This is a genomic window from Ramlibacter sp. bp-362 (assembly GCF_054956735.1).
In genome coordinates this window covers 78,308-90,274 of the sequence record NZ_JBUDXE010000014.1, presented here as the reverse complement: position 1 = coordinate 90,274, position 11,967 = coordinate 78,308, and the positions used below count along the sequence as shown (strand labels likewise).

14 protein-coding genes are annotated in these 11,967 nt (G+C 67.6%); 5 read left to right on the top strand and 9 right to left on the bottom strand.

Annotation, left to right across the window (positions count from 1 at the left end):
• Positions 1-51 precede the first annotated feature (51 nt).
• The 3 genes from ACY0MJ_RS18245 to ACY0MJ_RS18235 form a co-directional block, all read right to left on the bottom strand.
• On the bottom strand, positions 52-759 hold the full coding sequence (locus ACY0MJ_RS18245) for a hypothetical protein (RefSeq protein WP_462639959.1): 708 nt from the start codon (positions 757-759) through the stop codon (positions 52-54).
• Between the two features lie 856 nt (positions 760-1,615).
• The gene (locus ACY0MJ_RS18240) at positions 1,616-2,233 is read right to left on the bottom strand and encodes an NADPH-dependent F420 reductase (protein ID WP_462639958.1); all 618 of its coding nucleotides are present in this window, start codon (positions 2,231-2,233) and stop codon (positions 1,616-1,618) included.
• 5 nt (positions 2,234-2,238) lie between these two features.
• Positions 2,239-3,450, bottom strand: coding sequence for an FAD-dependent monooxygenase (locus ACY0MJ_RS18235; RefSeq protein WP_462639957.1), 1,212 nt, complete (start codon positions 3,448-3,450; stop codon positions 2,239-2,241).
• Between the two features lie 239 nt (positions 3,451-3,689).
• Here ACY0MJ_RS18235 and ACY0MJ_RS18230 point away from each other — a divergent pair, with 239 nt between their 5' ends.
• Positions 3,690-5,867, top strand: coding sequence for a DUF6351 family protein (locus ACY0MJ_RS18230; protein WP_462639956.1), 2,178 nt, complete (start codon positions 3,690-3,692; stop codon positions 5,865-5,867).
• On the opposite strand, the gene ACY0MJ_RS18225 is transcribed toward ACY0MJ_RS18230, so the two are convergent.
• Positions 5,868-6,839, bottom strand: a complete 972-nt coding sequence (locus ACY0MJ_RS18225; RefSeq protein WP_462639955.1) for an alpha/beta fold hydrolase — start codon at positions 6,837-6,839, stop codon at positions 5,868-5,870.
• A 55-nt stretch (positions 6,840-6,894) separates the two neighbouring features.
• On the opposite strand from ACY0MJ_RS18225, the gene ACY0MJ_RS18220 reads away from it, so the two are divergent.
• On the top strand, positions 6,895-7,512 hold the full coding sequence (locus tag ACY0MJ_RS18220) for a hypothetical protein (protein WP_462639954.1): 618 nt from the start codon (positions 6,895-6,897) through the stop codon (positions 7,510-7,512).
• A 32-nt stretch (positions 7,513-7,544) separates the two neighbouring features.
• Here ACY0MJ_RS18220 and ACY0MJ_RS18215 read toward each other — a convergent pair whose 3' ends face one another.
• On the bottom strand, positions 7,545-7,775 hold the full coding sequence (locus ACY0MJ_RS18215) for a DUF1653 domain-containing protein (protein WP_462639953.1): 231 nt from the start codon (positions 7,773-7,775) through the stop codon (positions 7,545-7,547).
• Positions 7,776-7,791: 16 nt separating this feature from the next.
• Between ACY0MJ_RS18215 and ACY0MJ_RS18210 the strand changes: the two genes are divergently transcribed.
• Both ACY0MJ_RS18210 and ACY0MJ_RS18205 read left to right on the top strand, forming a co-directional pair.
• Positions 7,792-8,094, top strand: a complete 303-nt coding sequence (locus ACY0MJ_RS18210) for a hypothetical protein (protein ID WP_462639952.1) — start codon at positions 7,792-7,794, stop codon at positions 8,092-8,094.
• A 38-nt stretch (positions 8,095-8,132) separates the two neighbouring features.
• Positions 8,133-8,537 (top strand): hypothetical protein, encoded by a 405-nt coding sequence (locus ACY0MJ_RS18205; RefSeq protein WP_462639951.1) that lies wholly within the window; start codon positions 8,133-8,135, stop codon positions 8,535-8,537.
• Between the two features lie 4 nt (positions 8,538-8,541).
• Here ACY0MJ_RS18205 and ACY0MJ_RS18200 read toward each other — a convergent pair whose 3' ends face one another.
• Together ACY0MJ_RS18200 and ACY0MJ_RS18195 are read right to left on the bottom strand one after the other, a co-directional pair.
• Positions 8,542-8,976 carry a pyrimidine dimer DNA glycosylase/endonuclease V gene (locus ACY0MJ_RS18200; RefSeq protein ID WP_462639950.1) on the bottom strand — a complete coding sequence of 145 codons (435 nt, stop codon included), beginning with the start codon at positions 8,974-8,976 and terminating at the stop codon, positions 8,542-8,544.
• Between the two features lie 3 nt (positions 8,977-8,979).
• Positions 8,980-9,330, bottom strand: a complete 351-nt coding sequence (locus tag ACY0MJ_RS18195) for a DOPA 4,5-dioxygenase family protein (protein ID WP_462639949.1) — start codon at positions 9,328-9,330, stop codon at positions 8,980-8,982.
• Positions 9,331-9,450: 120 nt separating this feature from the next.
• Between ACY0MJ_RS18195 and ACY0MJ_RS18190 the strand changes: the two genes are divergently transcribed.
• Positions 9,451-9,906, top strand: a complete 456-nt coding sequence (locus ACY0MJ_RS18190; RefSeq protein WP_462639948.1) for a hypothetical protein — start codon at positions 9,451-9,453, stop codon at positions 9,904-9,906.
• 7 nt (positions 9,907-9,913) lie between these two features.
• Here ACY0MJ_RS18190 and ACY0MJ_RS18185 read toward each other — a convergent pair whose 3' ends face one another.
• Positions 9,914-10,864, bottom strand: coding sequence for a PDR/VanB family oxidoreductase (locus ACY0MJ_RS18185; RefSeq protein ID WP_462639947.1), 951 nt, complete (start codon positions 10,862-10,864; stop codon positions 9,914-9,916).
• Between the two features lie 13 nt (positions 10,865-10,877).
• Positions 10,878-11,960 carry a porin gene (locus tag ACY0MJ_RS18180; RefSeq protein ID WP_462639946.1) on the bottom strand — a complete coding sequence of 361 codons (1,083 nt, stop codon included), beginning with the start codon at positions 11,958-11,960 and terminating at the stop codon, positions 10,878-10,880.
• Positions 11,961-11,967: the final 7 nt, after the last annotated feature.

Genomic DNA, 11,967 nt, shown 5'->3' with positions numbered 1-11,967 from the left:
GGCGGCCTTTGTCTTGCGTGGCACTCATGCTCCTTGTCGACATGTTATGCCTCACACACGGAATTTCTGACACCCTCGCACTTCCGCCACAATGTCCGCGAACTGCGCCGTCGCCACGGCCTCACTTGCTCCGTACGGAAAGCGAACTCCGAATGAAATCTGCAGGTTGGCCTGCCGGTTGTGCATGGAATCGAAGGCTGCCTTGCTCCACTCGGCCTGCGCAACGATTTTTCCACCGCCTCTGATGGTCCTGGGGTCGAAGACGAGCTCTGCGTCGTAAACGGAGGGGGCAGCCCTTCCTCGCGGCCAGTGCCGCTGCACCACCTCCACATATGGCTTGGCACCCGCATCGCGCAGGAGGACAGGTTGTACCGCGTCCAAGTATGCGTCCAGTCCGTCCTGGAATTCTCCAAGAGTGGCGCCGATAAGCAAACGGCGCGTTGGCGCGGATACCTGATCAGGGATCGTCAATTGCGCGACTGCCTCCGTACTTCTGATTCCGACGGTCAAGTGCGGCGCTTTGGTGAAATTTTCGCCTTCTGCGGCAAGGGGCAGCATGTCCCAGACCGAGAAGCTGGCCTTCCCTTTGATTGCCCCTCGGCCCTTGCGCCCGACGTTCACACCTAAAGCCCTGCTCAGTTCGGCCCTGGCCCGCAAGTCCTCCATCAGGAGCCTGAGCAGCCGCTTTGCCTCTGCGTACGAGTATGGCTCTGTGGCGCTGAACGGGATTCCGGTGAAAGTAGTGAGTGCGCCGTTCAATCCCTTCTCCTCATCGACAAGCCGCTGCTCTACGAGCTCAAGGTATGCCGCGAGCTTCTCTGCCCAGGGCTCGCGTCTCGCCGCCACGGCCCACTGGTAAACGGCCGTCCAACGAATACAGTCGAAAACTGACTGCACTTGTCCGGGGGTGTATCCACCGAGATCAAAACGACCTTCGCGTGGGCGTACCCTCGCGCCTCGCGCTCATGGGCTTTCAGTTGAGCCAGGGAGATGGCGTGCTGGATCTTGCACTCGACAACCAGCGCCCAATCCGCACCGTCGTCAATCCAGATGTCAGGCAAACCCCGCTTTTCCGCCTCTTCCTCACTCACCTCCCGGTGAAGTCCGGGGCGGTGCTGGATGGACACGCGAGGTGTGGCGCCCTTCGGCACCGGGTGGCCTGCGAGTCGACAGAACGAGAGCAAGAGGGACGGACTTTCGTGAAGAGTCGTGGCCAGCGCGTGCGTAACGCGGTTCTCCACCTGCTCGTACTGATGAAAGACGTTTCTCATGACCTCAGTGCTCTCGCCGCCGGCAAGTATCGCAGCGGACCGAGCGCTCGCGAAGGTGCCGCCCGTTGCCAGCGTCACTCGTGACGACCTGTCGGCGGATCCTGAATCAGGCACAGACGTCTGCTTCCGGCCATTCGCGCTCGCCCGATGTGCCTGTCGGTCCAATGATCGGCGTTCGGCGACCGATGTCATTTGCACCGCCTGCCCTGACCGACCGCCCCCAGTCTGGAACGGTCAATCACCGACGCTTGGATCTGGCCTGAAGGAAACCACCGACGTACCAGCAGCGTGACCCCTGCTCCCGACCCGAAGCAGGCGTCCCTTTTCCGCCCAAGCCGGCCCGATCAGGGCAGCAGGGTGAAGCCCGATTCGAAGCGCGTCTTCCCCGACGATGCCAACACCATCTGCAGAAAGCCGATCGCCTCCAGTTGCCTCGAGCGCTGCAGAGGGCCGACGTCGACTGCGCGAAGTCCCGCCGCCCTGAGGATTTCCGCGAGTGCAATCTTTCCCTCGGCGTCGTCTCCGGCGAACAGGACCGTTGTCGCCGTGGTGCCATTCGTGCGGGTAATGAGCGTGTCCGCGAGATTCGCGTTGAACGCCTTCAGGACGGCGACGTCCCCGGGAAGCTGCTTCGCGAGTTCAAGCGCAGTGGAGGTGCCCACCAGGGCCTCCGGTTGCTCGTACGTGGTGAAATCGATGGTGTTGCTGATGTCGATGACGACCTTGCCGCCGAGCCTGTCCCGATAATGCTTCAGTATGTTCGGGTAGGCGCCATACGGGACGGCGAGGACGACCAGTTCCCCGGTCAGATCCTCGCCCAGTGCCGCATACCTGGCGCCAGGGAGATCCTTGTTCGGCCTGGCGCTGCGATTCACGATCTGGATATCCGCGCCCGCGAGTGCCGCGATGTTCGCGATCGCCGAACCCATCTTGCCGCTGCCGATGATGCTGATCGAAGTCATATGGATCAAACCCTCTTGAATCGTTCGAGTGCCTTCTCAGCCACTTTGAGCGCGTCGTAGTCGAAGACTGCCGCCCTGCGGAAGTCGCGTCCCGAAGCGAGGTCGGCGTCGCGCTTCCTGGTGTTCGTGAATTGCAATTGCGAATCGAACATGGCGCCGGCCCTGCGTGAACCCACCTGCAGGATCGTCGCGCGCTGCATGCGGACGGCGGTGTAGCGCCTGAAGGCTTCCGGGATGTCACGGGCACTTTCGGCCTGCTTCAGGAAGAAGGCCAGCGTGATGCAGTCCTCGAACGCCTGGTTCACCCCCTGGCCCTGGTGCGGGACCATGGTATGCGCTGCGTCCCCCAGCAGCGCGATGGGCCCACGCGACCAATTGGTGAGGGGGTCGATGTCGAACAGGCCCCACCAGAAGGTCTCCTTGATCGCCGAGATGAACCGGTGGACCCTCGGATCCCAGGCCTGGCGGCTGAATTCGGTCTTGATTTCCTCCACGTCCGCGGGCCCGGACCAAGGTCCCTTCAGCGGCCTGTCGCTGGGCACGCAGGCGACGTAGTTGTACAGCTTGTGTTGCTGCAATGGATAGGTCATCAGGTGCCGGTCATTGCCCATCCACGTCTGGCTGATCCTGTTCCAGTCCTTGGGGAGGTCGGAGGCATCGATCACGCCCCGGTACGCCATGAATCCGGAGTAGACGAACCGGGTGGGTTGTCCGACGGCCTTGCGCACCACCGAGCGGATCCCGTCGGCGCCTATGACCGCATCGAAGTCTTCCTGCCTGCCGTTTTCGAAGTGGACGCGGACGCCTGGATCGAGCATTTCGACCGACTTCGCGCGATGGTGGAGCCGGATCGCCTCCGGATCCACCGCTTGCACCAGGATGTCGATCATGTCCGGCCTGTACATGCCGATGTTCTGGTACTTCTTCGCTGTGTCTTCCCAGGCTGCGTCGGTGATCAGGTTGCCCATGGCGTCCAGGTAGACGCCGTGTCCATCCGGGATCGCTCCCGCGCGCTGCATCGGCTCGAGCAGCCCCAGCTCGTCGAGGACACGACTGCCATTGGGCGCAATGGTGACCCCCGCTCCCACCTCGTCGTGCTTGTGCGATTGCTCGAACACGGTGGCGTCGATCCCCGCGATCTTCTTCAGTGCGATCGCCGCGGAGAGCCCGCCCAAGCCTCCACCAATGATGCCAATCCTCGTCGACTTGCCTAGCATTCGGGCTCCTTCACTGATTCAAACCACGGCCAGCAGGCGATTCTAGGAGTCGCGCACTGACCGGGAAACCGGCTCTGGACAGACACACAGTTCCGATTCCTGGACAATCGTCGTCGCGAAGTCGCTACGGGTATTCACCCGTGCCCCCACCCTCCCGCTCCCGCCACCATCCTCCCGCGGCCCCCCAGCCGCACCCCCCAAACCCGAGCGGCGCCCCAGCCGCCGCAGGAGGAGACAAGATGAAGCGCATCCCCACGTGGGCGGCCGCGTTGCCGCTGTTCCTCTCGTCCCTGCTCGTCGCCTGCGGCGGCGGTGGCGGATCGCCGGGCGCGAGCTCCGTGCAATCCGCGCAGCAATCGGCCGCGCCGGTCGGGCGCGCCACCGGGCAGCAGCCGCAGGTGTCCCTGGAAGGCCTGGACTTCTGGGTCGGTGAACAAGGCCCTTCCGGAGAGACGGCGTACAGCGGTCCGCAGCAGCACCCCTTCGTCTGCCGCACGCTGGAGTCCAACCTGGGCCAGCCCGAAGTGGACAACCAGGACGGCATCGGGCAGCCGGTCTTCCAGCAAGCCGGCAACATCCACAGCCCCATCGTCGGCTACAGCAAGACCTGCGGCGTGAAGACGCGGCTGGCCTACTTCTATTTCGACGGGCAGGACTTCCGCCCCTTCGATCCCGCCACGCAGTTCACGACGCCACCCGCCAACATGAAGATGACGCTGGTGAACGGCGTTCCCAAGCCGTTCGTGATCCGGGTGGAGGCGGGCACCATCAACCGCTTCGCCTACGCGATCGCCATGCTGGCGCCGCAGCCCGAACAGACGGCCACGCCGCAGGCCCTGGACAACACCGCCTGGAACCGCAAGCTGATCTACTACATGCGCGGTGGCGTCGGCATCGGCCACCAGCAGGGCACGGCCATGTTCACCGGCGGCCTGTGGAGCGAGGAACGGGCCCTGGTGCCCGCGCTGCTGGCGCAGGGCTACGCGGTCGCATCGTCGTCCGGCAACGAGACCGGCGTGCACTACAACCTGCGGCTCGGCGGCGAGACCGCGGTGATGGTCAAGGAGCACTTCGTCCGCACCTACGGCGCGCCGAAGTACACCGTGTCGCTGGGCGGCTCCGGCGGCGCGATCCAGCAATACGTCTACGCGCAGAACCACAGGGGCCTGTTCGATGCCGGCATCCCCATCCAGTCCTATCCCGACATGGTGTCCCAGACCATCCACGTGGCGGACTGCAACCTGCTGGAGCAGTACTTCCTGGAGGAGACGCTCACGAACCCGGCGACACCCTGGAAGGTGTGGAGCAAGCGTTCGCTGGTCGAAGGCCTCGCCGCCAGCGACACCGAGATCAACCCGCTCACCGGAACGCCCGGTTCGTCGGAGTGCATCAAGGGGTGGTTCACCGCCGCGCCGGGCGTGCTGAATCCCCACTTCCAGGATCCGAGGTTCTTCCAGCTGGCCAGCAGCCTGTACGGCTGGGACCTCTCGAAGTTCGCGGACGTGAAGTGGACGCACTGGAACGACCTGGCCAACATCTACGGCACCGATGCCCGGGGCTACGCACCCATTCCCTTCGACAACGTCGGCGTGCAGTACGGCCTGGCCGCGCTGAAGAACGGCGACATCGATGCCGCCGAGTTCCTGCGGATCAACGCCTGCGCCGGCAGCTGGAAGGAGCAGCCCGACTTCGTGCAATGGGACACCGCGCATGACCCCTTCGATGCGCGCAACATGAACCGCAGCGCCACCTGCCGCACGGACCCGAACGCGCCGTCGCCGCGCCGTGCCGGCGACCTGCAGGCCATGCGGGCCGCGTACAGCTCGGGGCACATCTTCACCGGCAAGACGCTGGACATCCCGATGATCGACCTGCGTCCCTACCTGGATCCCAAGCTGGACATGCACAACGCCCGGCAGTCCTTCTCGGTGCGGGCGCGCCTGCAGGCCAAGGGCGGACAGAACTGGAAGCGGCAGGTCATCTGGTTCACCGACAGCCCGGCCGACCTGGCCGGCCGCCTGGCCCAGGCGCTCGCCGTCCTCGACAAGTACCTGGCCGACGCACCGGAGACCGACGCGCAGCGCGCGGGCATCGGCTTCGTCGACCAGTGCTTCGGCCCCGGCGGAACGCCGATCGCGGCGGGCGACGGCGTGTGGGCGGGCGTGCTCGACACGGCGCCCAAGGGCGCCTGCGCGCAGGCCTACCCCATCCACTCCAGCTCGCGCATGGTGGCCGGCGACTCGTTCCGTGGCGACATGTTCAAGTGCGCGCTGAAGCCGTTGGACGTGGCCATGGCCGACGGCACCTACGGCAACGCCGGCTTCACCGCCGCGCAGATGCAGTGGCTGGCGAAGATCTTCCCGGACGGCGTGTGCGACTACAAGCGGCCGGACGAAGGGCGCGCGCCCGGCTTCTAGTCACCGGGCGCCCGGACGCCCCAGGAAGGGCCCGAGTTCCCGCAGCGTGGCCTGCGGGTCTTCTTCCTGGGGCACATGCCCCAGCGCCTGCAGCACGACCAGCCTGGCGCCGGGGATGTCCCGCGCGAAACGCTCGCCCGCCTCCAGCGGCACCAGGCGGTCGCGGCCGCCCCAGAGGATCAGCGTGGGCGCCTGGATCCTGGCCAGCAATGCGACGTTGCCCGTGTAGCCCTGCTCGAACCGGCGCCCCAGGGCCTGGCGGTTCCCTTCGCGCAAGGTCATCGCGGCATAGAGGTCCACCAGTTCCGGCGTGACCCGGGCCGGATCACCATAGACGTTGCGCACGCTGCTTTCCACCACGCCGCGCGGCAGGGTGCGTTGCATGAGCCAGCGCAGCCCGGGCGTGTTCGCGATGCGGAAGCCGATCGGCAGCGAGGGCGCGTTCTTCAGCGATTCCGGCGGATAGCCGCTCGCGTCGACGAGCACCAGGCGGGCCACCCGTTCCGGATGCCTTGCCGCGAACGTCCACGCGATCTGCCCGCCCAGCGAATTGCCCGCCAGCACGACGCGCTGCAAGCGCAGCGTGTCCAGCATCGCCGCCACGAAGGCGACGTAGGCATCCATCGAATAGTCGTTGCGCGGGCTCGGTCCCGTGAGCGCGAAACCCGGCAGGTCGAAGCGCACCACGCGCCGCGTCGCGCGCAGCTCGCGCGCCCACCCTTCCCAGGTGTGCAGGCTCGCCGAGGTTCCGTGCAGCAGGACGATGGGTTCGGCATCGTCGCGCGGTCCCTCGTCGCGGTAGTGCACCTGCATGCCCTGCACGGCGACGAACTTCGACGGTGGCGGCGCCCAGCGTTCCTTCAGCCGGGCGACGGGAACATCGGGCGCCCAGGACAGGGCGATGCCCGCACCGGCCAGCAACACCAGCAGGCAGGCGACGGTGAGCAGGACCCGGCGCAGCTTCAGCTTCATGACCGCGAATGTACCCAGGGCGTCGCGCGATTTTCCTCCTGTGTAGCATCGTGCCGTGAATTTCCTCCTGACCCTCACCCTGACCTTGGCCGCCTGCTGCTGGATCGCCAAGGCGAGGATGCAGCAACAGCGCATCGCCCTCCTCGCCCGTTTTCTCTCCCGCTACAGCATCGAGAAGAACATCGAGACCGTGACCCAGGGCTACCTGCGCGCCCTGGGCGAATCGGACCCCGGCCGGCGCGAGCAGGTGTGGAACGTGCTGCGCGGCAACGAGCAGGCGTTGTGCAGCCAGGTGCGCCAGTTCGCGAGCGACTTCGCGGCGGCCGATCCGGCGGCAACGCGCGTAAGCAGGCTGCCGGTCTGGCTGCCGTTCGCGTTCTCCTTCGCCGGCTCCTTCGACATGCGCGAGGGCCTTGGCGTGCACGCGCGCGGCATCTGCCGTGCGATCGAGGCGGAAAGCGGCGCTTCGGCGAAGGACCGCGCCTTCGCGATCTCGGCCGAGTTGTTCCTGCTGCAGCACACCTGCCACTGGTTCTGCCGGTCCAAGGCGGTCGCCTCGGGGCGCATGCTCGCCCGCCACAAGACCTCGTACGAGCAGTTGCTGGCGGCGGTGCTGCCGCAGACGCGGTCGGACTACTTGCGGCTGGTGTCGCCCGCGACCGGTCTTCGTTGATCCTGCTTCGTGTCGGAGGGCTGTCGTGACGATCAGGAAACCGGGGCGAATCGTGGGCGGCTGCAGCCATCCACATCGATCTTCTCGAAGAACATGGCATGCGGCCGGACCCACAGCCCACCCTCGCCGTACAGCGCGCGGTACAGCACCATCGCTTCCAGCGTCTCGCTGTGGCGGACCACGCCGAGCACTTCGTACTCCCCACCCTTGTAGTGACGATAACGGCCGGTGACGACCGGCGGCAACGGATAGCGATCGCTCATGCGCCGCAATTTAACAGTGCTTTTCCTGCTGACGCTCGCCCCAGTGGCATGGTCGGCATCGTCCGCGCCGCCGTTCGACGTGGCCTACCGCGCCTGGGACATCGTGACCGAACTCGCCCGCGTCAACGCAAACCCCGCCATCAGCGGCGAGTGCGGCAAGTCGTTCCGCCCGTTCGTCATCCCGACCCTGCGCCGGCAGACGCGGCAGCAGGAGGACGTTGCGGCAGCGGCGTGCGTGGCCGCTGCGCGGTCCGCGTGCGTGAACACGAGCCTGCGCATTCCGGCAGAAACTGCGCTCAAGTGCCGGGAGTTCAGGTAGGGCCTCGTCGCGGAGACGAGGCAAAATCCGGGTTGCCCATGTCCATTTCCTTGCCTCATCCCGGGCGCCTCGATCCGCTCTCCGAGCAGTCGATCGCGGTTTGCTTCATCCAGCACCCCGATTACCTCGAGGCCGTCATGCATGGCTTCGTCAATGCAGCGGCGAGCACGGCCTCGTTGCTCGAGATCGCTGCCGAGACCCGCAGGAGAGGCGCCAAGCGCCTGCTGGTCGACACCGGCCCCTTGATCGGGCAGCTCACGAAGAGCGAGCACGCCGCGGCCGGGGCGCATATCGCGGCGCTCTTCCCGGGTGTGCGCGTGGCGGCGATCGCGCCCGTCGGCCGGCCGGTGGGCGAGATCGCGCCGACGGCGCGCAGCAAGGGCGCGGACTACCTCGGCTTCGCCACCCGTGCCGAGGCGCTCGACTGGTTGCTTGGGGGATAGGAATTCAGGGAGAGGCGCGCTCCCAGCTTTCGACCGGTCCCGGAGCGACCTGGAACAGCGGGTGGCATTCGGGTGAGGCCATGTCGCGCAAGTGCTCGCGCCGCGCTGGATCGCGAACGGCGAGCTTGGCGAGCAAGTGCTGCCATTCGTGCGCGACCTGTCCCGACGTGACGCTGAGGGAGGCTGCCGCGGCCGGCCTGCGGATGCGGGACGCATCGAAGCTGTAGCCGCGCTTCCCCGCTTCGCGCCAGACCTCCCGCAGGTACGCCCCGATCGCGTCGACCGGGTCCGCGCTGCCGCGGAAGCGCTCCAGCTGCGGATGATGCCGGTACCCCCGCGTCTCACCGCACAGGACCGCTTGCGCGAGCAAGGCCTCGCGCCACAGCGCGACGAGCCCGCGCGCGTCGAGGTACCGCGGGTGCAGCGACCACAGCCGCACGGCTCAGGTTTTCTGGAATTGCCGCAGGTCCAGCGGCCACTCGTTGCCGAGCCAGTACGCGTACTCCGTGTGGTCGCGCAGCTCGTCACCGCTCAGCCCGTGCACGAACACGTCCAGTCCTCCGCGGTGTTCGTCCAGCCACGGCACGATCCTGTCGAACTCCGCGGCCGAAAACGCGAGCTGGCAGCTCCAGCGCGGATGCGGACCGACGAGCCTCTCGTGCACGCGGCCCACGGCGACATGGAAGAGGCGGCCCGCTTCCTCGCAGAGGGCGCGGGCCTGCGCCACCGTCGCCTCGTCGAAGTAGACGTGGGCATGGTAGGCGGCATGGATGTTGACGGGACGGCGCGGCATGCCGCCATTGTGGCCGCTCCACGGCCGTGCCTGCGCCGGCCGGCGCGCGGCCGCGCCGTGCGCCTACACCCAGGCCGTGCAGGGCACGGAATGCTCGGGCTGAAGATTCCGGAGACCTCCATGAACAAGAATCCCCACAAGCTCCTGCTGGCCGTCCTGCTGGGCGCCCTGGCCACGACGCCCGCGCTGGCCGACAAGGGCGGGCACGACCACGGCAAGGCGCACCACGGCAAGGACCGCGGCGCGGTGGTCGAACGCCACCACGACCGTCATCACGACCGTGACTACCGCATCGCGCTGCGCGATCGCGACGACTACCGCGGCTGCCCGCCGGGCCTGGCGAAGAAGCACAACGGCTGCCTGCCCCCGGGCCAGGCGAAGAAGCTGCATCGCGACCGCGACCTGGTGGTCGGGCACCGCGTCCCCGGCGACGCCGTCTACGTGATCCCGCGGCACGTCCGCAGGACGCTGCCGCCGGCCCCCGCGGGCTATCGCTACGCGGTGGTGGACAACCAGGTGGTGCTGGTTTCCAGCGGCGACATCGTCGTGGACATCATCCGCAGCCTGCTGGGCTGACGCGGCTTCAGAGATCCAGTTCGATCTCGGCGTCCAGCGCGCCCGAGCAGCAGATCATCATGGTCTTGCCGGCGGCGCGGTCCGTCTCCGACAGCACCATGTCGCGGTGGTCGGGCCGCCCGGAAAGCACGCGCGTCTCGCAGGCGCCGCACATGCCTTCGCGGCAGGAGAAGGGGAGGTCGAAGCCGCAGGCTTCCAGCGTTTCCAGGATGGTGCGGCCCGGCTCCACCTGCACGCTGCGGCCGCTGCGCGCCAGCTTCACCGTGAAGCCACCCTCGGCGGCGGGCGCCTCCTGGTTCGCGAAATACTCGAAATGCACGCGCTCGGCAGGAAGCGAGCTGCACGCCGCGCGGAAGGCCTCGAGCATGCCCGACGGTCCGCAGCAATAGAAATGCGCGCCGGCCGGCGCATCGCCCACGATCGCCGCGATGTCCAGCTTCGACTCGCCCTCGTCGGCGAAATGCGTGTGCACGCGCCCGCCACACTGCGTCACCTGCTCCAGCAGGGCCGCCGTCGCGCGGCTGGCGCTGCCGTAGTGCAGGGTCCAGGGCCGCTGCAGTTTCTGCAGCCGCTGCATCATGCTCCACAGCGGCGTGATGCCGATGCCGCCGGCGAGGAACACCGAGTGCGGCGCATCCTCCTGCAAGGCGAAGTTGTTGCGCGGGCCGCCGACCTCGACCAGCTGCCCCGCGCGCGCGCGCTCGTGCAGCCAGGCCGAGCCGCCGCGGCTGGCCGGGTCGCGCTTGACGCCGATCACGTAGCGGTGGCGCTCCCCGGGATCGTTCAGCAGCGAGTAGCTGCGCACGAGCCCTTCCGCCAGGTGCACGTCGATGTGCGCGCCCGGCGTGAACGCGGGCAGCGCCCCGGCGCCGGGCGGACGCAGCTCGAACAGCAGCACGCCTTCGGCGGCATAGCTGATGGACTGGATGCGCAACGGCGACGGGGCGGCGGCCTGCATGCTCTCTCTTTCCTCAGAAGTCGTGGCGCATTCCGACCAGCACGGCGCGCGGATCCGCGCCGAAGGCGGTGCCGCCCACGCGCACGGTGCCGGTGTTGAGCGGCATGCGCGCGTTGTCGTCGTTGCGCACGGTGCCGATGCCGGCGTACAGCGAGGTGCGCTTGGACAGCGAATGGATGTAGGAGATGCCCGCCGTCAGCGCCCGCCCCTCGCCGCGGCCGACCACGTCGAGGCGCGTGCGCGTGACCTGCGCCTGCACCTTGCCGGCGCCGACCTTCATGCTGGCGCCCAGCCAGACGGCGCGGCTCTCGTCCACCGCGTCGGCGGTGGCCGTCACCGGGTTGGCGTGCCAGTAGCCGGCGCTGAAACCGTAGCGGCCGACCTCGTATTCCGCGCCGATGCCCCGCTCCGTCATGCTGGCGGTACGGGTTGCCGAGGCAGGATCGAGGTCGCCGCGGCGCTGCATCGCCGCGCTCACGAACAGCGGGCCGTTGCGGTATTCGAGCGTGCCGCCCGCCAGGCGGCCCTGGTCGTGCACGGTCGCCGACTCGGCGCCGAAGCTGTAGGCGAGGCGCGCGCGGAAGCCGGCGAACACCGGGCTCGCGTAGAAGATGCCGTTGTTGGCCCGCGTGAAGATGACGCCGCTGGAAGTCGAGGTCGTGCCCGGCAGGCCGAAGCGGAAGCGGTCGGTGCGGAAGATGGTCTGCCAGGCTGGCGTGTAGTCGCGGCCCAGGTGCACTTCGCCGAACGCGCCCGACAAGCCGACGAAGGACTTGCGGCCGAAGAAGGCGCCGCCGGGCTCGCCGAACCCGATCAGCTGGCCCGTGTCGTTGGAGATGCCCATTTCCAGTTCGAACAAGGCCTTGAGGCCCGAGCCGAGATCCTCGATGCCGCGGAAGCCGAGCCGCGTGCCGGCCCCGTTGCCCGTGGCCAGTTCCATCTTCTTGCTCGGGCCCGGCGCGCCGGTGTCCGAGGCCATCACGCCCGCGTCCATGATCCCGTAGATCTGGACGCTGCTCTGCGCCAGGGCGGCGGGAGCGAGGGAAGCGGCGGCGAGCGCCACGGCCGCCGCGAAGAGCGGCTTGTTCTTTTTCATGGGAAGA

Excerpts from the sequence above, each read along its gene's own strand:
- ACY0MJ_RS18240 (WP_462639958.1), bottom strand. The coding sequence starts at position 2,233 with ATGACTTCGATCAGCATCATCGGCAGCGGCAAGATGGGTTCGGCGATC.
- ACY0MJ_RS18235 (WP_462639957.1), bottom strand. The coding sequence starts at position 3,450 with ATGCTAGGCAAGTCGACGAGGATTGGCATCATTGGTGGAGGCTTGGGC.
- ACY0MJ_RS18230 (WP_462639956.1), top strand. The coding sequence starts at position 3,690 with ATGAAGCGCATCCCCACGTGGGCGGCCGCGTTGCCGCTGTTCCTCTCG.
- ACY0MJ_RS18225 (WP_462639955.1), bottom strand. The coding sequence starts at position 6,839 with ATGAAGCTGAAGCTGCGCCGGGTCCTGCTCACCGTCGCCTGCCTGCTG.
- ACY0MJ_RS18215 (WP_462639953.1), bottom strand. The coding sequence starts at position 7,775 with ATGAGCGATCGCTATCCGTTGCCGCCGGTCGTCACCGGCCGTTATCGT.
- ACY0MJ_RS18205 (WP_462639951.1), top strand. The coding sequence starts at position 8,133 with ATGTCCATTTCCTTGCCTCATCCCGGGCGCCTCGATCCGCTCTCCGAG.
- ACY0MJ_RS18195 (WP_462639949.1), bottom strand. The coding sequence starts at position 9,330 with ATGCCGCGCCGTCCCGTCAACATCCATGCCGCCTACCATGCCCACGTC.
- ACY0MJ_RS18190 (WP_462639948.1), top strand. The coding sequence starts at position 9,451 with ATGAACAAGAATCCCCACAAGCTCCTGCTGGCCGTCCTGCTGGGCGCC.
- ACY0MJ_RS18185 (WP_462639947.1), bottom strand. The coding sequence starts at position 10,864 with ATGCAGGCCGCCGCCCCGTCGCCGTTGCGCATCCAGTCCATCAGCTAT.
- ACY0MJ_RS18180 (WP_462639946.1), bottom strand. The coding sequence starts at position 11,960 with ATGAAAAAGAACAAGCCGCTCTTCGCGGCGGCCGTGGCGCTCGCCGCC.